Consider the following 16,698-nt stretch of genomic DNA (forward strand, 5'->3'; position numbering starts at 1 on the left):
CTACTTCTCGTCGCCGGTGGACAGCGCGGCGACGAAGGCCTCCTGCGGCACGGTCACCGAGCCGATGGCCTTCATGCGCTTCTTGCCGGCCTTCTGCTTCTCGAGCAGCTTGCGCTTACGCGAGATGTCGCCGCCGTAGCACTTGGAGAGCACGTCCTTGCGCACCGCGCGGATGTTCTCGCGCGCGATGATCTTCGAGCCGATGGCGGCCTGGACGGGCACCTCGAACTGCTGGCGCGGGATGAGCTCCTTGAGCTTCTTGGTCATCTTGTTGCCGTACCACTGGGCGGCGTCGCGGTGCACGATCGCGCTGAACGCGTCGACCGGGTCGCCCTGCAGCAGGATGTCGACCTTGACCAGGTCGGCCTCCTGCTCGCCAGCCTCCTCGTAGTTGAGGGAGGCGTAGCCGCGGGTGCGGGACTTGAGCATGTCGAAGAAGTCGAAGATGATCTCGCCGAGCGGCATGATGTAGCGCAGCTCGACGCGGTCCTCGGACAGGTAGGACATGTTCTTCATGTCGCCGCGGCGCGACTGGCACAGCTCCATGGTCGGGCCGACGAAGTCACTGGGCACGATGATCGTCATGTCGACGATCGGCTCGTAGACCTCGCGCAGCTTGCCGCCGGGCCAGTCGGAGGGGTTGTGCACGACGTGCTCGGCGCCGGCCTCGTCGACGACGCGGTAGGTCACGCTCGGGGCGGTGGAGATCAGGTCCAGGTCGAACTCGCGCTCCAGGCGGGCACGAGTGATCTCCATGTGCAGCAGGCCGAGGAAGCCGACGCGGAAGCCGAAGCCCAGCGCCACGGAGGTCTCGGGCTCGTAGATGAGCGAGGCGTCGTTGAGCTGCAACTTCTCCAGCGCATCACGCAGGGCCGGGAAGTCCTCCTGGGAGATCGGGAAGAGCCCGGAGTAGACCATCGGTGAGGGGTCCTGGTAGCCCTGCAGCGGCTCCTCGGCGCCCTTGGCGGCCCAGGTGACGGTGTCGCCGACCTTGGTCTCACGGACGTCCTTGGCGCCGGTGATCAGGTAGCCCACCTCGCCGGGGCCGAGCCCCTTGCAGGCCTTCGGCGTCGGCGAGACGATGCCGATCTCGAGCAGCTCGTGGTCGGCGCCGGTGGCCATCATGCGCGCCTTCTGGCGCGGCTTGAGGGTGCCGTCGATCATGCGCACGTAGGTGACCACGCCCCGGTAGGTGTCGTAGACGGAGTCGAAGATCATCGCGCGCGCCGGGGCGTCAGCGGGCGCGTCGGTGTGCGGCGCGGGGACGTGCTCGCACACGGCGTCGAGAAGCTCGGCCACGCCCTCGCCGGTCTTGCCGGAGACGCGCAGCACGTCCTCGGGCTCGCAGCCGATGATGCCGGCGATCTCGAGGGCGTACTTGTCCGGCTCGGCGGCCGGCAGGTCGATCTTGTTGAGGACCGGGATGATCTCCAGGTCCTTCTCCATGGCCATGTAGAGGTTGGCCAGGGTCTGCGCCTCGATGCCCTGCGCGGCGTCGACCAGCAGGATCGCACCCTCACAGGCGGCGAGCGCGCGGGAGACCTCGTAGGTGAAGTCGACGTGGCCGGGGGTGTCGATCATCTGCAGGACGATCTGCTCGCTCTTCTCCGGCCCGCTGCGCGGCACCCATGGCAGGCGCACGTTCTGCGCCTTGATGGTGATGCCACGTTCGCGCTCGATGTCCATGTTGTCGAGGTACTGGTCGCGCATGTCGCGGGCGGCGACGATGCCGGACAGCTGAAGGATGCGGTCGGCCAGCGTCGACTTGCCGTGGTCGATGTGCGCGATGATGCAGAAGTTCCGGATCCGGGACAGGTCCGTGAACGTCTCCTCGGCGAAATTCGTGGACATGTGCGCTTCGGTCACCTTTCTTCGCTGAACCTGCCCCACTCTACCCAACATGCGGGTATAAGCTAAGCGGTGACGTCGACCGATGTGACGGCGAGTACGCCCAGGTCGTCGACAGAACCAGCCCCGGAACGCACGCGAAGAACCGCCGATGCCCAAACCACCAGCCCGCACCCGCCTCGGGCGGCTGCTGCGCCGCGTACTTCCCGACGCCCCGCCCATCGAGGCCGGGCTGGCCCGCATCAACGCCCGCCTGGGACGCGGCACCCGCGAGGACTACCGCGACCGCGCGCAGGAGGCCGTGCGCGTGCACACCACCGACTCCGTGGCCCGGGCCCTCTACTACGCGCCCGGCATGGACGGGCAGGCCGAGCCGGGCGAGGTCGTCTTCATCTGGGCGCCCTCCGACGGCGCAGACGCCCCGCTGCGCGAGCGGGCGATCCTGGTCGTCGGCCACAACCGCAACACGGTACTGGGGCTTCTCATCTCCCCGAACCCCGAGCACGCCGAGGACGACCGCTGGCTGGGCATCGGCACCGGCGACTTCGACCCCTCCGGGCGCTCCTGCTGGGTGCGCCTGGACCGGGTCCTCGAGGTCTCCGAGCTGGGCATCCGCCGCCAGGGCATCTTCCTGCCGCGTGGGCGCTTCGACCGCATCGCCGCGAAGCTGCGCTCCCGCTACGGCTGGAGCTGAGCCGGCAGGGGCCCGCGTTTTGGGGATCTGCCCCGCGCGCTGCTAGCATTCCCCAGGTTGACCGCGCCACGGGTGCGGTTGCGCCGACCGGATGAGGTGTTCAGGACCTTGGGTTCGCCCGAACGGCCGGTGCCCGGAGCGGACACGCTCCCGGAACGCGTCCAGAACCATTTCGACGTCAAAGAGGTAGTCCCATGGCGAACATCAAGCAGCAGAAGAAGCGCGTCCTGACGAACGAGAAGCGTCGTCAGCGCAACAAGGCGGTCCGCTCCGCGGCCCGCACCGAGATCCGCAAGTTCCGCGAGGCCGTCGAGGCCGGCGACAAGTCCGCCGCCGAGGCCCAGCTGCGCGTCGCGTCGCGCACCCTGGACAAGGCCGTGACCAAGGGCGTCTTCCACCGCAACAACGCGGCGAACAAGAAGTCCAACATGGCCCGCGCCCTGAACAAGCTGGCCTAACGCTCGCCAGAGCCGCAAGAGACCGCCGACGTAACGTCGGCGGTTTTTTCGTGCCTGCACCCGGGTCGGCTCCCGGCCCCTCCCCCGCGGCTAGAAGAGCGCGACTGCACCACGCCAGGCGAGGACGGCGCCGATGAGCAGGAAGATCACGCCGGCGCCGATGTCGATCCACGCGCCCGCGCCGAGCAGCCGGCGGCGCACCGCCTCGGTGGAGACGACGGTGGCCAACAGCCAGAAGTAGGCGATCGAGGGCAGCCAGAGGGCCAGCACGAGCAGCGCGGCCTCGCCGAGGGAGGGATCCGGCGGCAGCAGCGGGCCGACGATCGCGGCGAGGAAGAGCACGATCTTCGGGTTCGACAGGTTGGTCGCCAGCCCGGTGCGCCAGGCCGACCAGGGTGTGCCCAGGGCGGCCGCGGCGGCCTCGGCGTCCGCCGGCGGCTCGCGGCGCTGGCGCGGCCCGGAGGCAGCCATGCCGCGGCCCATGAGCACCAGGAAGACGCCGCCGACGAGCTCGATGACGCCGACGGCGGCCGGGTAGGCGCTGAAGAGCGCGGCGGCGCCGAGGACGGTGGCCGTGATCCAGATCAGCGCACCGGTCTGCACGCCGGCGACGGCGCGGTAGGCGTGGGCGCGCGAGCGGGTGGCCAGCCGCGTGGTCAGCAGGATGTCCGGACCCGGCGAGGCGACGCCGAGCAGGTTGAGCAGCATCGCCGAGGCGAACTGGGCCCAGGTCACCTCAATCGGTCCAGGAGGTCCTCGCGGCCGAACATGCGCGCGGTGTCGACGGGGCTGGGAGTGCCCGCGGTGGCCGACGCACCGGCGTCGAGGAGTGCGTCGACGACGTCGTCCTCCTTCTTGAAGATGGCGCCGGCCAGCGGCGCCTGGCCGCGGTCGTTGAGCTTGTCGACGTCCGCGCCGCGTTCCACGAGCGCGCGCACGAGTGCGACCTGGCCCGCGTAGGCGGCGAGCATGAGGAAGGTGTTGCCGTCCTGGTTGGCCAGGTCGACGGGCACGCCCTTGTCGACGTAAACCAGGAGCGTCTCGTCGCCCTCGCGGGCCATGTCGAACAGGCGGCCGGCCAGTTCCTGGACGTCTTCGGGGAGCTCGGGGTTGGTCATGGCAGACACTTTAACCGGCCAGCCGGGCGACGCGGCGCACGGCGTTCTCCACGGCGTACTCGGCCTGGCCGCCCTGACCCTTGACCTCCGCGTCGAGCTCGGCCATGAGGATCACGGCGCGCGAGACGGCCTTTCCGGACCAGCGGCGGGCCACGGGCAGCGTCTTCTTGATCACGAAGGGGTGGGCGCCGAGCTCGCGGGCCAGGGCGGTCTCGTCGGCCCGGCCCCGCGTGGAGTACAGGCGGGCGATCATGCCGACCTTGTTGCTCAGCGCCGAGGCGATGGTCACGGGGTTCTCGCCGAGCTGGAGGGCGCGGCGCACGGCCGCCACGGCGCGGGAGGTCTGGCCGGAGACGGCCCAGTCGGCGATGTCGAAGTTGGAGACCTCGGCGACCCCGGCGTAGTAGGCGCGCACCACGGCGGTGGTCACGGGCCCGTCGGCGTCCTCGACGAGCTGCTCGACGGCGATGGCCAGCTCGCGCGGGTCGGAGCCCACACCCTCGAGGACGGCGCGCACGACGTCGGGGGCGACCTGGGCGTCGTGCTCGCGGAACTCGCGGTTAACCCAGCTGTGCAGATCGCGCTGCTTGATCTCGTCGGCGGGCCAGACGTGGGCGATCTTGGCGAGCTTCTGGGCCATCTTCTTCGTGCGGCCCTTGCCGGTGTGCTCGACGACGAGGTAGATGCCGGGGCCGGGGTCGACGGCGGCCTTCAGGATCTGCTCGGCGGCCTCGTCGCCGGCCCTGTCGGCGTCGTGGAGGACCACGATGCGGTCGTCACCGAAGAGCGACGGGGAGAGCACCCCGAGCAGCTCGGCGGCGGTGACGTCCCCGGCGCGCATGTCGGTGACCGTGATCCCCTCGCGCCCGCCGCGGATCTGCCCGATGATCGCCTCCCGCGCGCGTTCGGCCAGGAACGTCTCCGGTCCCAGGATCAGGTGCACCTGCTCGTCCATGGCCACCATCGTGCCACACCCCCTCCGCGGCGCCGGGTCAGGAGTACGAAGACGACCCACCCGTAGCAGACGACCACCCACAGGGGGCCTGCGGCAACGGTGGCCAGGGGCAGCTCGGCCAGCGCCACGGCGACGCGGTGGATCCACCAGGTGCACGGCTCGAGCAGGACAAGCGGGACGGCCTCGAGGCCGCCGGGCAGGACGGCGAGCCCGGCGGCGATAAGCCCGAGGACGGTCACCGGGGCCACGGCGGGGGCGACGAGCACGTTGGCGACCACGGAGACCAGCGAGACGCGCCCGGCCATCCCGGCGATCAGCGGCATGGTCACCACGTCGGCGGCCAGCGCCACGCACGCCGCGCGGGTCAGGGCGTCGGGCAGCCAGGGGCGGGCCAGCGCGCGGTAGAGGGCGGGGAAGACGGCGACGATGCCGGCGGTGGCGGCCACCGAGAGCGCGAAGCCCCACTGCGCGGCCAGCCCCGGGTCGACGAGCAGCAGGACGAGGACGGCCAGGCAGAGCCCGTGGGCGGGCTCCAGGCGCGCGGAGCCGATGACGGCGAGGAGGCCGACCGAGCCGGTGACCGCGGCACGCAGGACGGACGGTTCGGTGCCGACGAGGGCCACGAAGACGACGAGCGCGGCCAAGGCGGCGCCGACCTGCACACGCGGGCCCAGGCCGACAAGGCGCACGACGAGGAAGGCCGCGGCGGTGACGACGGTGACGTTGGCCCCGGAGACGGCGGTCAGGTGGGTCAGGCCGGTGTCGATGTAAGCCTGCTCCTCGGCCGGGGTCATCAGCGAGGTGTCGCCTAAGACCATGCCGGGCACCAGCCCGCGGGAGGACTCGCCCACGTGGGCATCGGAGGCGGCGCGCAGCGCCGCGCGGACCCCGGCGACCCAGCCGGCGTGGCCGGTGGGCTCGCCGGTCTCGAGGGAGCCTGCGGTGCCGGTGTAGCCGGCCAGGCCGGGCGACTCGTCGGCCCGCCAGCGCACGTCCGCGGTGACCGGGGTGCCGGCGGGCAGGTGGGAAAGCTCCTCGTCGCGCAGGAAGACCGGTAGCGGGGCGGGGCGGTCGGGCACCCGGATGCGCAGCAGCCAGAGCCCGGCGTCAATCTGGCGGGCCGGGGCGGCCAGCGTGCCGGTGACCTCGGCGGGCGGGCGCACCGCGGCGCGCGCGGCGCTCACGGCGGTGACCACGGTCTGCGCGGCACCGGCGGCGGCCACGAGTATCGCCTGGCCCGGCGCGCGCAGGTACCAGGCGGCACCGGCGGTCAGGGCGGTGATGAGGAGGGCGGGCCACCAGGTGGCCGTGAGGATGGCGAGGGCGACCGCCCAGGCCAGGAGGGCCGCCGGGGCCAGGCGCAGCTCGCTCACAGCGTGACCTGGTCGCGCAGCGCCTCGAGCTTGGCCGGGCCGATGCCGCGGACCTCGGTGAGCTGGTCGATGGAGGTGAACCCGCCGATGGACTCGCGGTGCTCGACGATGGCGGCGGCGGTGACCTCGCCGACGCCCTGGAGGGTGGTCAGCTCGGCGGCGTCCGCGGAGTTGAGCGAGACGGCACCTCCGCCGCCCGAGCCGCCACCCGACCCACCGGAGGGACCGGGCGCCGGCGCCGGCTCCGGGACCGGCTCGCCCGGGGCGGGGACGACGAGCTGCTCGCCGTCGGTCAGGCGCTGGGCGAGGTTGACCGCCCGGGGATCCACGCCCTCGAGCGCGCCGGCGGCCTCGAGCGCGTCGGCGGCACGTGCCCCGGGCGGCAGGGTGACGAGACCCGGGCGGGGCACGTGGCCGACCACGGAGACCACCAGTTCGCCGCTGCTCCCGGCTTCGCCGGGGGCAGCCGTGGCGGAGAGGGGTGGGACGGGCACACCGGAGGCGGGCGCGGCGTCGGAAATCTCTTTCTCGGGGCCGGAGGAGACGATCAACCAGACGACGACGGCTACGGCGAGGACGGCGGCGACGAGCGCGCCCTGGCGGGCGGTGACGCGTAGGCGCGGGGCCGGGTAGGCGACGCGCATCAGGTCTTCCTCGCCGGTGGGCCGGGCCAGCTCGCCGAGGCGGTCTGCGACGGACTTCATGGCCGTGACGCTAGGCGGCCGGACGGTCCCGCGGCGTGCGGGCGGAGCGCGGCTGTGGATGGTGCGGGTCCATCCACAAGCTCACAGGCCGAGGTCGAGATCCTTCAGGTGGTTGGAGTAGACGACGCTGACGCCCAGCGAGCCGGGGCCGGCGTGGACGGCGAGGACGTCGCTGAGCTCGACCATCATCACCGTGGAACCCTCGGGGAGGACCTCCTCGAGCATCTCGGAGAGGCGACGGCCGGACTCGCGGGCCTCGTTCTCCTGGATGGCGACGAAGACGGGCTCGCCCTCGGCGCCCTCGAGGATGAGCTCGACGAGCCTGCTGAAGGCCTTGGTCTGGGTGCGCGTCTTGGCTGCCAGCTCGATCTTGCCGTCCTCGATGCGCATGATCGGCTTGCTGGCCAGCGCCGTGGAGAGCACCGCCGTGGCCGTCGAGATGCGGCCCGAACGGCGCAGCTCGTCGAGGCGGTGCAGGTAGACCCACGTCGCCGAACGGTCGAGGATGTCGACGGCCAGCGCGTAGCACTCGTCGAGGCCCGCGCCGTCCTGGGCGAGGCGGGCGGCGGCCATCGCCGCGGCGCCGACGGCCATGCCGACCGCGCCGGTGTCGACCACGCGCACCGCGTCGTCGAAGATGGCCGCGGCGGCCACCGCCGAGGACCACGTGGAGCTGAGCTCCTTGGACAGGTGCAGAGCCACCACGCCGTCGTCGCCGCCGCGCTCGAGCTGGCGGGCGTAGGCCGCGCACAGCTCCAGCGAGGACAGGCCCGCGGTGGAGGCGCCCTCGTCGGTGCTCATCACGTGCAGGTCGATGACGGTGATGCCGAGCTCCTCGGCCACGCCCGGGGGCAGTCCGGCCGAGGAGTCGGTGACGATGCGCACGCTCACCGGGCGCTCCCCTCCCCCATGTCGACGTTGCCCTCGACCGCGCCGGTGGAACCGAGGTTCCAGCCGTCGAGGTACCACTGGGCGTCCCCGACGGTCTCCGGGGTGAATGCGGCGCCGGCGGCGGGTTCCTCCGGGCGGTAGCGCGGGCGGGCGGTCAGCTGCACCCAGCAGCCGTTGCCCAGGCCCGAAAGCAGCGGGTACTGGTCCACCGCGAAGCCGAGCAGGTCCGAGGTCAGCGCGGAGATCGCCCCGCCGTGCGCGACGACGAGCAGCGCGGAATCCTCCCACTCCGGCCAGGCGGCCATCTCCTCGTCGATGACGGGGCGGGCGCGGCGGGCGACGTCCAGGCGCGACTCGCCGCCGGGCGGGGCCCAGGAGGCGTCGTGGCGCCAGTGGGCGCGCGCGCCGGGCAGCTCGGCGTCGACCTCGGCGCCGGTGCGGCCCTGCCACTCGCCCAGGTGGGTCTCGCGCAGGCGGGCGTCGCGGCGCACCTCGAGGCCGAGCACCTCGCCGATCGCCTCGGCCGTGGTGGCCGCGCGCTCCAGGTCGGAGGAGAGGATCCGCCTGATGCCCGCGCCGCGTAGCAGCTCGGCGGCCCGGCGCGCCTGCCCGCGGCCGGTCTCGGAGAGCTCGGTGTCGATATGGCCCTGCATCCGCCGGGTCGCGTTGTAGGTGGTCTGCCCGTGGCGGACCATGATCAGTCGCCTGCCCATGGAAGGCTTCCGGCTAGAAGCCCACGCCGGGGGCCTCGGCGGCCAGCGGCAGGTCCTCGACGGACTCGGCGTCCTTCGGGTCGACCTCGTCGGCCCAGCGGCCGGGGCGCTCGGGCGGCTCGAGGCCCTCGACCTCGATGAGCGGGCAGTCGCGGTAGAGGCGGTCCAGGCCGTAGAACTCGCGCTCCGCGGTGCGCTGGACGTGCACGACGACTCCGCCGTAGTCGAGGAGGACCCAGAGGTACTCGCGGTTTCCCTCGCGGCGCAGCGGCTCGGCGCCGGCCTCGGACATCGCGTCCTCGACGGCCTCGACGATCGCGCGCACCTGGGGCTCATTGCCGGCGGAGGCGATCACGAAGGCGTCGCTGATGGCCAGGACGTCGGAGACGTCGATGACGGCGGTGTTCTCGGCCTGCTTGTCGTCGGCGGCCAGTGCCGCCACGGACGCGAGCCGACGGGATTCCTCGGAGACAGTCACTCAGTTCCTCTTGTCTAGGGATAGGGTTGTTCACCCCGATCTTTGCACGTCGTCACTGGCGCCGCGAATGCGGGCTGGTCAGACGGTCCTCGCCGGCGGTCGAATAGAGCCGGCGCTTGGCGATGTACTGCACCACCCCGTCGGGCACCAGGTACCAGACCGGGGCACCCGCGGCGGCGCGCTCGCGGCAGTCGGTCGAGGAGATCGCCAGGGCCGGCACGTCGACCAGGGAGACGTGCTCGCGGTGCACCTCGGGCACGACGGCCTCGTCGAGCTCGTAGCCGGGGCGGGTGACTCCGATGAAGTGGGCGAGGTCGAGCATGGACTCCCAGTCGTGCCAGGTGACGATCGAGCGCATGGCGTCCGCGCCGGTGATGAAGAACAGCTCGGCGTCCGGGAACTGAGCGCGCAGGTCCGTCAGGGTGTCCACGGTGTAGGTGGGCCCGCCGCGGTCGATGTCGACGCGGCTGACGGAGAACCGCGGGTTCGAGGCGGTGGCGATGACCGTCATCAGGTAGCGGTCCTCGGCGTCGGAGACCTGACGGTCCGCCTTCTGCCACGGATTGCCCGTGGGCACGAAGATGACCTTGTCCAGCGCGAAGCGGTGGGCGACCTCGCTGGCGGCGACGAGGTGGCCGTGGTGGATCGGGTCGAAGGTGCCGCCCATGATGCCGACACGCTGGCGCGCTGCGCCGTTCGGGCTAGTCATGGAACGGAACTATACGTTTCCGTCGACCATGCGTGCCAGGGCGTCGGCGACCTCCGCCTCGCGCGGGGCGTGCTCCGGGCGGCCGGTGAAGTAGGTGTCGTGCGGGCCGCCGCCGTCGCCCAGGGCGAGCGCGGCGGCCTCCGCGGAGAAGTCGCAGCTGAAGTCCTTGGGCAGGCAGTACTCCACGCGCTCGACCTCGCCGGCGGGCACGCGCGGGGTGCCCATGAGCTCCGGCAGCCCGCGCAGGGCTCCGCGGGGCGCGTGCGGGTCGCCGAGGTAGATCACCCCGCGCAACCGGCCCTGCGCGTGCAGGCGGGCCTCCAGGCCGGTGAGCACCGTCGCGCCCTGCGAGTAGCCGAGCAGCACGTAGTCGGGCCGGCAGCCGGTCTCGGCCTCGCGGCGCTCGAGGTGGCCGGGCAGCGCCTCGATCGTCGCGCGCGGGTCGGTGGCGTGGACCTGGCCGAGCTCCGGGATCACCTCGAGGGCGCGCCGTGCCGTGTCTGCGGGGCTGAGCTGCTCGCCCTCCTCGGCCAGCTGCGGCAGGCCCAGGGTGGCCGGGTAGACCTCGCGGTCGAGCGCAATGAGCTCGGCACGCGAGGAGAGTCCCGGGTGGCGGGCTTCGGCGAGGTCGAGCAGCCCGCGCAGGGTCTCCCCCTCGTCGCCGAAGTCGGGGTCGGTCTGGTCCGTGCCGCGGGCGGCGACGACCGCGACGTCGCGGCAGGTCTCGGGCGCGGGCGCAGCAGGCGTGGGCGCGGCGGCGTCGGCCACGGGAGCGACGGTCCCGGCGAGGACCAGCGCGCTGGCGGCGGCGAGGGCAGCTCTTCTGGCGGTGGCGGCGAGGTTCATCAGATCAGGGCCGGGTCTGGCCGTCCCCCTCGAGGATCCACTTGGTGCTGGTCAGCTCCGGCAGGGCCATGGGGCCGCGGGCGTGCAGCTTCTGGGTGGAGATGCCGATCTCGGCGCCCATGTCGTACTGCTCGCCGTCGGTGAAGGCCGTCGAGGCGTTGACCATGACGGCCGCGGCGTCGACCTCAGCGGTGAAGCGCTCGCAGACCCGGCGCGACTCGGCGCAGACGGCCTCGGTGTGCCCCGTGGTCCAGCGCGCGATGTGCGCGATGGCCCCGTCCACGCCGTCGACGACGGCGCAGGCGATGTCCATCGACAGGTACTCCTCGCCCCAGTCGTGCTCGTCGGCGGCGACGAGGTCGCGGGCGCCGAAGGCGGCGAGCTGGTCGACGTCGCCGTGCACGGTGACCCCCGCCTCCTGGAGGGCGCGCACCACGGCGAGCTGCGCGGCGTCATCAAGCGAGGAGTCGAGCAGGACGGTCTCGGTGGCGTTGCACACCGACGGCCGGCGCGTCTTGCCGTTGAGCACGATGGCGATGGCCTGCTCGAGGTCGGCGGAGGCGTCGACGTAGACGTGGCAGTTGCCGGTGCCGGTCTCGATGGCGGGCACCGTGGCACCCAGCACGACGGTCTCGATGAGCTTCGCGCCGCCGCGCGGGATGACGACGTCGACGAGCCCGCGGGCGGTGACCAGGTCGCGCACGGAGCCGTGGGACTCGCACGGCAGCAGGTGGACGGCCTCGCGGGGCAGGCCGGAGGCCTCGAGGGCGTCGCGCAGCACGGCGACCAGGGCCTCGTTGGAGCGCCGGGCCGAGCGCGAGCCGCGCAGGAGCGCGACGTTGCCGGCCTTGAGGGCGAGCCCGAAGGCGTCGACGGTGACGTTGGGGCGGGCCTCGTAGACCATGCCCATCACGCCAAGGGGCACGCGCACGCGGCGCATGCGGATGCCGTTGCCCATCACGTGCCCGCCGAGGACCTCGCCGACGGGATCGGTGAGCGCGGCGACCTGGCGGAGGCCGACGGCCATGCCGGAGACCCGGGCGGCGTCGAGGCTGAGGCGGTCGATCAGCGACTCGTTCATCCCGGCGGCACGGCCGGCCTCGACGTCGGCGGCGTTGGCGGCGAGGACCTCGTCGGTGCGCACCTCGAGGGCGTCGGCGGCGGCGTGCAGCGCGGCGTTCTTCTCGTCGCTGCTCAGCCGGGCGATCGCGGGGGCGACGGCGCGCGCGGCGCGGGCGGCGGCGAGCACCTCCTCGCGTTCGCGGCGGCGCTCGGGGGTCTCGTCGTGGGTCTGGTCGGCGGTCATGGCCCACGAGTGTAGTGCGGCGCGGCGCCGGGCGGGCTCAGTACTGGGCGGCGACGTCGACCTCGGTGGGCATGCGCTCGCCGGCCTCGAAGGCGGCGATGTTCTCCAGGGTGCGCGGGCCGGTGACCCGGTGCATGTTGGGCAGCGTGTTCGCGGTGTGCGGGGTGATCAGCACGTTGTCCATCGCCCACAGCGGATGGTCCTCGGGCAGCGGCTCCGGGTCGGTGACGTCCAGGCCCGCCCCACCCAGGTGACCGGAGGCGAGCGCGGCGACCAGGGCGTCGGTGTCGACGGTGCCGCCGCGGCCGGTGTTGACCACGATGCAGCCGGCCTTGAGGGCGGCCAGCAGGTCGGCGTCGACGACGCCGCGGGTGGCGTCCGTGAGCGGCAGCAGGTTGACCAGCACGTCGGTGCGGCCCCACACGGCGTCGCCGGCCTCAGAGAGCGCCACCGTCTCGTGGGCGTCGGGGACCTCGCGCCCGGAGGTGTTGACGGCGATGACGTGGGTGTGGAACGGCTCGAGCATCTCGATGAGGCGCTCGCCGATGCCGCCGGCGCCGAGGACGGTCACGGTCATCTCGTGGAAGAGGAAGCGGGAGCGGGCCTGGATGCGCGGCACGACGTCGAAGGAGCCGGCCTGGGTGGCCAGCTTGTGCTCGTGCAGCACGCCGAGGAGCAGGCCGAGGGTCGACTCGGCCACGCTGTCGGCGTACCAGCCGGCCGCGTTGGCCCAGCGCACCTTCGGGTCGAGCTGGCCGTTTCTCACCAGCGCGTCGAGGCCGGCGAAGGCGGTCTGGACGAACCTGATGTTGGCGGGCAGCTCCGGGAAGGCGTCCCAGTAGCCGGTGTAGAGCAGGAAGTCCGCCTGGTCGAGGTCCTCTACGCGCTCGTGACCGGCGGCGGCGAGGTCCGCCTCGGTCTCCTCCCAGGGCTCGGGCAGCATGACGTATTTCATGGCTCTCAGTATCCCGCCTCGACGTCGACCTCGGTAGGCATGGTCTCCCCGGCGGCGAAGGCGGCGGCGTTGGCCACGATCTGCGGGCCGATCAGGTGGCGCGCCACCCGGTCGGTGGCGGCGATGTGCGGGGAGATGGTGCAGTTGGGCAGCGCCCACAGCGGGTGGCCGTCCGGCAGCGGCTCCGGGTCGGTGACGTCGAGCCCGGCGCCGGCGATCTCGCCGTCGCGCAGGGCCGCGGCCAGGGCGTCGGTGTCCACGAGCGGGCCGCGGCCGACGTTGACCAGCACCGCGGAGTCCTTCATGCAGCGCAGCACGGCGGCGTCGACGAGGCCGCGGGTCGACCCGGTCAGGGGCGCGGAGAGCACGACGGCGTCGGCGCGCGACCAGAACTCTCCGTCGGTGTAGGCCTCGGCGGCCGCCAGCGTCTCGTCGGCGCCGGGCACCTCGCGCCCGGAGTTGTTGACGGCGATGATGCGGCAGCCGAAGGGCTCGAGTAGCTCCATCAGCGCCCGGGCGATGCCGCCGGCGCCGACGAGGGCGACGGTGGGCCCGCGGAAGAGCCAGCCCTGGGCGGCGTCGAGGTCCCAGCGCGCGTCGAAGGAGGCCGCGAGTGCGGCGGCCTTGTGCTGGTGCAGCTGGGAGAGCAGCAGCGCCAGGGCGGTCTCGGCGACGGGGCGGGCGTAGACGCCGCCGGCGTTGGCCCAGCGCACCGAGCCGTCGATCACACCGGCGCCGATGAGGTGCTCCACGCCGGCGAAGACGTACTGGACGAAGCCGACCGACTCGGGCAGGCGCGGGAAGCCGTTTGCGCCGCCGGACCAGACGAGGAACTCGGCCTCGTCGAGGTCGCGGGCGTATTCGTGGCCGGCCGCCTCGAGTTCGGCGACGGGTTCGGGCCAGACGGCGGGCAGCATGGTGAACTTCATGCCGCCCAGACTAACTAGAGCCGGGAGGCGAAGTTGGACAGGTAGTCGGCGTGCACGACGGGCCGGCGGCGGGCGGGCGGCAGCTCGCCGCCGTGCAGGCCGAGCATGCCGCGCAGCACGGGGGCGTCGTAGTTGACCTCGCCGCGGCCGACGACCTGGCCGTCGGGGCCGAGGATGTCGACGATGTCGCCGCGGGAGAACTCGCCCTCGGCGGCCGTGATGCCCACCGGCAAGAGCGAGGTGCCGCCGGCGGTGACGGCGTCGACGGCGCCGCGATCGAGCACGAGGGTGCCCTCGGCGTCGGCCGCGTAGAGGGCCCAGAACTTCCAGGCGGACAGCGCGCGCTCGGGGCGCGGGTGGAAGACGGTACCCACGCCCGCGGCGCCCAGGGCGTCCGCGATGTTTCCCGCCGAGGTCAGCAGCACCGGCACGCCGCCGCGGGTGGCCAGGCGCGCGGCGGAGACCTTGGAGGCCATCCCGCCGGTGCCCACCGCTCCCCCGGCGCCGGCGACGACGCCGTTGAGGTCGTGGCCGGTGCGCACCTCGGGCACGAAGCGCGCGCCCGGGTCGGCGGGGTTGCGGTCGTAGAGGCCGTCGACGTCGCTGAGCAGGATCAGCGCGTCGGCCTTGGTGAGATTGGCGACGATCGCGGCCAGCCGGTCGTTGTCGCCGAAGCGGAACTCGCTGGTGGCCACCGTGTCATTTTCATTGATGACGGGCACCGTGCCGAGCCGGCGCAGCCGGCCCAGCGTGCGCTGGGCGTTGCGGGCGCGGTCGCGCCGCCCCGCGTCGCCGGAGGTGAGCAGCACCTGCGCGGCGGTGCCCCCGTAGCGGGCGAAGCTGGCGGACCAGGCATTGACCAGGTGGACCTGGCCGACGGCGGCGACGGCCTGCTTGGTCGCCAGGTCGGCCGGCCGGGTGTCGAGGCCCAGCGGGCCCATGCCGGCGGCCACGGCACCCGAGGAGACGACGGTGACGTCGCCGCCGCGGGCCATGCGGTCGTGCAGGGCGTCGACGAAGCGGTCGATGCGGGCGGTGTCGACCAGGTGGTCGGGCCCGGTGAGCGAGGAGGAGCCGAACTTGACCACCACGTGGCGCGCCGCGGCGATGCGGGCGCGCACATCCGACGTTTCACTCATGGGTGAACATGCTAGTTAGCCCTGCCAGCGCTCGCGGTCGGCGGTCTCGTTCTCGTCGTACTGGTACTCGTCGATCAGGCCGCGGCGGGCCTGGGAGGCGCGCTTGCGCTCGGCGGCCGAGCGGCGCGTGGTGCGGCTCAGGCGGGCGTCGGTGCCGCGCGCGGAGTCCGTCGGGTCCACCCCGGCGCCGGTCAGCGGCTCCCAGTCGAAGCTGATGCCGCCGATGGTCACCGTCGCGCCCTCGACGGCGCCGGCCTCGCGCAGCGCGTCCTCCACGCCGGCGCGCGCCAGACGGTCGGCCAGGTAGCCGACGGCCTCGTCGTTCTCGAAGTCGGTCTGCATGATCCAGCGCTCCGGGCGGTCGCCGAGCACGAGGAAGGCACCCGGCTCCTCCGGGTCGGGCACGACCTCGTACTCGCCGCGGCCCTTCTTGTCGACGGCGCGCGGGCGCAGCACCTGCGCCTCCACGTGCGGGCGCGCGCTCTCGCGCGCCGCGCGCTCGGCGCGGGCGGCGTCGACAATTTCCAGCAGCTTGTACTTCAGCGGCTCCAGGCCGCGGTGCGCCACGGCCGAGATGATGAAGACGGGCCAGCCGAAGCGCTCCTGAAGCTCCGGCAGGACGAACTCGGCGAGCTCCTCGGCCTCGGGGGCGTCGGCCTTGTTGAGTACGATCACGCGCGGGCGCTCGGCCAGGTCGCCCAGGCCGGAGTCGGCGGCCAGCGCCGAGTGGTAGTTGGCCAGCTCGTTCTCGAGGGCCTCGATGTCGCTGACCGGGTCGCGGCCGGGCTCGAGGGTGGCGGTGTCGACGACGTGGACGAGCACGGCGGTGCGCTCGATGTGGCGCAGGAAGTCCAGGCCGAGGCCCTTGCCCTCGCTCGCACCCGGGATCAGGCCGGGCACGTCGGCGACGGTGAAGGTGTCGTGGTCGACGTTGACCACGCCGAGGTTCGGCTGCAGCGTGGTGAAGGGGTAGTCGCCGATCTTGGGCCGGGCCGCGGAGAGCACGGAGATCAGCGAGGACTTGCCCGAGGAGGGGAAGCCGATCAGGCCGACGTCGGCGACGGACTTCAGCTCCAGGACGAGGTCGCGCTGCTCGCCGGGCTCGCCCTTGAGCGCGAAGCCGGGGGCCTTGCGCTTGGCGGAGGCCAGCGCCGCGTTGCCCAGGCCGCCGTAGCCGCCCTCGGCGGCCATGAAGCGGGTGCCCGGCTCGGTCAGGTCCGCCAGCTGCTCGCCGTCCTCGGTGGTCACGACGGTGCCCACCGGCACCAGGAGGACGAGGTCCTCGCCGCGGGCACCGTTGCGGTGGTCGCCAGCGCCGTTGGCGCCGCGCTCGGCCTTGATGTGCGGGCGGAAGTGGAAGTCGAGCAGCGTGTGCACGCGCTCGGAGACCTCCAGCAGGATGTCGCCGCCGTGGCCGCCGTTGCCGCCGTCGGGGCCGCCGAGCGGCTTGAACTTCTCGCGGTGGGTCGACGCCGCCCCGTGGCCGCCGTCGCCGGCGGTCAGGTGCAGCACGACGCGGTCGACGAAACGGGCCATGGTGGGACTCTCCTGGTTCTCTCGGGCGACTCGCCTGCAGGTGACG

General features: G+C 72.9%; 18 protein-coding genes. 2 read left to right on the top strand and 16 right to left on the bottom strand.

Going from position 1 to position 16,698, the window contains the following annotated elements; all coding sequences use genetic code 11:
* Nucleotides 1–1,851, bottom strand: coding sequence for a translation elongation factor 4 (lepA, locus tag QP119_RS02625; protein WP_284773498.1), 1,851 nt, complete (start codon nucleotides 1,849–1,851; stop codon nucleotides 1–3).
* A gap of 148 nt (nucleotides 1,852–1,999) precedes the next feature.
* Here lepA and QP119_RS02630 point away from each other — a divergent pair, with 148 nt between their 5' ends.
* Nucleotides 2,000–2,542 (top strand): hypothetical protein, encoded by a 543-nt coding sequence (locus tag QP119_RS02630; RefSeq protein WP_284773499.1) that lies wholly within the window; start codon nucleotides 2,000–2,002, stop codon nucleotides 2,540–2,542.
* 194 nt (nucleotides 2,543–2,736) lie between these two features.
* On the top strand, nucleotides 2,737–3,000 hold the full coding sequence (rpsT, locus tag QP119_RS02635; RefSeq protein WP_075664344.1) for a 30S ribosomal protein S20: 264 nt from the start codon (nucleotides 2,737–2,739) through the stop codon (nucleotides 2,998–3,000).
* Between the two features lie 90 nt (nucleotides 3,001–3,090).
* On the opposite strand, the gene QP119_RS02640 is transcribed toward rpsT, so the two are convergent.
* The 15 genes from QP119_RS02640 to obgE all read right to left on the bottom strand — a co-directional run bounded on the left by QP119_RS02640 (nucleotide 3,091) and on the right by obgE (nucleotide 16,652).
* Nucleotides 3,091–3,735, bottom strand: a complete 645-nt coding sequence (locus QP119_RS02640; protein WP_284773500.1) for a LysE family translocator — start codon at nucleotides 3,733–3,735, stop codon at nucleotides 3,091–3,093.
* The gene (locus QP119_RS02645) at nucleotides 3,732–4,118 is read right to left on the bottom strand and encodes an ankyrin repeat domain-containing protein (protein ID WP_284773501.1); all 387 of its coding nucleotides are present in this window, start codon (nucleotides 4,116–4,118) and stop codon (nucleotides 3,732–3,734) included. Before QP119_RS02645 ends, QP119_RS02640 begins: the two co-directional genes overlap by 4 nt.
* 10 nt (nucleotides 4,119–4,128) lie before the next feature.
* Nucleotides 4,129–5,073 (bottom strand): DNA polymerase III subunit delta, encoded by a 945-nt coding sequence (holA, locus tag QP119_RS02650; protein WP_284773502.1) that lies wholly within the window; start codon nucleotides 5,071–5,073, stop codon nucleotides 4,129–4,131.
* Nucleotides 5,052–6,446 (bottom strand): ComEC/Rec2 family competence protein, encoded by a 1,395-nt coding sequence (locus QP119_RS02655; RefSeq protein WP_284773503.1) that lies wholly within the window; start codon nucleotides 6,444–6,446, stop codon nucleotides 5,052–5,054. Before QP119_RS02655 ends, holA begins: the two co-directional genes overlap by 22 nt.
* Entirely contained in the window at nucleotides 6,443–7,150 is a 708-nt protein-coding gene (locus tag QP119_RS02660) for a ComEA family DNA-binding protein (protein WP_284773504.1), read from the bottom strand. The genes QP119_RS02655 and QP119_RS02660 overlap by 4 nt, the downstream gene beginning before the upstream one ends.
* Before the next feature lie 81 nt (nucleotides 7,151–7,231).
* Nucleotides 7,232–8,041, bottom strand: a complete 810-nt coding sequence (locus QP119_RS02665) for a DegV family protein (RefSeq protein WP_284773506.1) — start codon at nucleotides 8,039–8,041, stop codon at nucleotides 7,232–7,234.
* Complete coding sequence (locus QP119_RS02670; protein WP_284773507.1) at nucleotides 8,038–8,754, bottom strand: histidine phosphatase family protein; 717 nt, start codon at nucleotides 8,752–8,754, stop codon at nucleotides 8,038–8,040. Before QP119_RS02670 ends, QP119_RS02665 begins: the two co-directional genes overlap by 4 nt.
* A gap of 13 nt (nucleotides 8,755–8,767) precedes the next feature.
* Nucleotides 8,768–9,232: a ribosome silencing factor gene (gene rsfS, locus QP119_RS02675; protein ID WP_284773508.1), complete on the bottom strand. Its 465-nt coding sequence runs from the start codon at nucleotides 9,230–9,232 to the stop codon at nucleotides 8,768–8,770.
* A gap of 52 nt (nucleotides 9,233–9,284) precedes the next feature.
* Nucleotides 9,285–9,941 (bottom strand): nicotinate-nucleotide adenylyltransferase, encoded by a 657-nt coding sequence (nadD, locus tag QP119_RS02680; RefSeq protein WP_284773509.1) that lies wholly within the window; start codon nucleotides 9,939–9,941, stop codon nucleotides 9,285–9,287.
* A 9-nt stretch (nucleotides 9,942–9,950) separates the two neighbouring features.
* The gene (locus QP119_RS02685) at nucleotides 9,951–10,787 is read right to left on the bottom strand and encodes a hypothetical protein (RefSeq protein WP_284773511.1); all 837 of its coding nucleotides are present in this window, start codon (nucleotides 10,785–10,787) and stop codon (nucleotides 9,951–9,953) included.
* Between the two features lie 4 nt (nucleotides 10,788–10,791).
* A complete protein-coding gene (locus tag QP119_RS02690; protein ID WP_284773512.1) occupies nucleotides 10,792–12,093 on the bottom strand; it encodes a glutamate-5-semialdehyde dehydrogenase in 1,302 nt (433 codons plus the stop codon).
* 37 nt (nucleotides 12,094–12,130) lie between these two features.
* A complete protein-coding gene (locus QP119_RS02695; protein ID WP_284773514.1) occupies nucleotides 12,131–13,048 on the bottom strand; it encodes a D-isomer specific 2-hydroxyacid dehydrogenase family protein in 918 nt (305 codons plus the stop codon).
* Between the two features lie 5 nt (nucleotides 13,049–13,053).
* Nucleotides 13,054–13,977, bottom strand: coding sequence for a D-isomer specific 2-hydroxyacid dehydrogenase family protein (locus tag QP119_RS02700; RefSeq protein WP_284773515.1), 924 nt, complete (start codon nucleotides 13,975–13,977; stop codon nucleotides 13,054–13,056).
* Between the two features lie 14 nt (nucleotides 13,978–13,991).
* Nucleotides 13,992–15,116 carry a glutamate 5-kinase gene (gene proB, locus QP119_RS02705; protein ID WP_284773516.1) on the bottom strand — a complete coding sequence of 375 codons (1,125 nt, stop codon included), beginning with the start codon at nucleotides 15,114–15,116 and terminating at the stop codon, nucleotides 13,992–13,994.
* A gap of 15 nt (nucleotides 15,117–15,131) precedes the next feature.
* Entirely contained in the window at nucleotides 15,132–16,652 is a 1,521-nt protein-coding gene (obgE, locus tag QP119_RS02710; RefSeq protein ID WP_284773517.1) for a GTPase ObgE, read from the bottom strand.
* Between the last annotated feature and the right edge of the window lie 46 nt (nucleotides 16,653–16,698).

It is taken from the genome of Corynebacterium frankenforstense, from assembly GCF_030211955.1.
Taxonomy (GTDB): domain Bacteria; phylum Actinomycetota; class Actinomycetes; order Mycobacteriales; family Mycobacteriaceae; genus Corynebacterium; species Corynebacterium frankenforstense_A.

Bases quoted from the DNA above. Each gene is read 5' to 3' on its own strand.
- rpsT (WP_075664344.1), top strand. From the start codon at position 2,737: ATGGCGAACATCAAGCAGCAGAAGAAGCGCGTCCTGACGAACGAGAAG.
- QP119_RS02690 (WP_284773512.1), bottom strand. From the start codon at position 12,093: ATGACCGCCGACCAGACCCACGACGAGACCCCCGAGCGCCGCCGCGAA.
- proB (WP_284773516.1), bottom strand. From the start codon at position 15,116: ATGAGTGAAACGTCGGATGTGCGCGCCCGCATCGCCGCGGCGCGCCAC.
- lepA (WP_284773498.1), bottom strand. From the start codon at position 1,851: ATGTCCACGAATTTCGCCGAGGAGACGTTCACGGACCTGTCCCGGATC.
- QP119_RS02660 (WP_284773504.1), bottom strand. From the start codon at position 7,150: ATGAAGTCCGTCGCAGACCGCCTCGGCGAGCTGGCCCGGCCCACCGGC.
- nadD (WP_284773509.1), bottom strand. From the start codon at position 9,941: ATGACTAGCCCGAACGGCGCAGCGCGCCAGCGTGTCGGCATCATGGGC.
- QP119_RS02695 (WP_284773514.1), bottom strand. From the start codon at position 13,048: ATGAAATACGTCATGCTGCCCGAGCCCTGGGAGGAGACCGAGGCGGAC.
- QP119_RS02645 (WP_284773501.1), bottom strand. From the start codon at position 4,118: ATGACCAACCCCGAGCTCCCCGAAGACGTCCAGGAACTGGCCGGCCGC.
- QP119_RS02630 (WP_284773499.1), top strand. From the start codon at position 2,000: ATGCCCAAACCACCAGCCCGCACCCGCCTCGGGCGGCTGCTGCGCCGC.
- QP119_RS02670 (WP_284773507.1), bottom strand. From the start codon at position 8,754: ATGGGCAGGCGACTGATCATGGTCCGCCACGGGCAGACCACCTACAAC.
- holA (WP_284773502.1), bottom strand. From the start codon at position 5,073: ATGGACGAGCAGGTGCACCTGATCCTGGGACCGGAGACGTTCCTGGCC.
- obgE (WP_284773517.1), bottom strand. From the start codon at position 16,652: ATGGCCCGTTTCGTCGACCGCGTCGTGCTGCACCTGACCGCCGGCGAC.
- QP119_RS02700 (WP_284773515.1), bottom strand. From the start codon at position 13,977: ATGAAGTTCACCATGCTGCCCGCCGTCTGGCCCGAACCCGTCGCCGAA.
- QP119_RS02685 (WP_284773511.1), bottom strand. From the start codon at position 10,787: ATGAACCTCGCCGCCACCGCCAGAAGAGCTGCCCTCGCCGCCGCCAGC.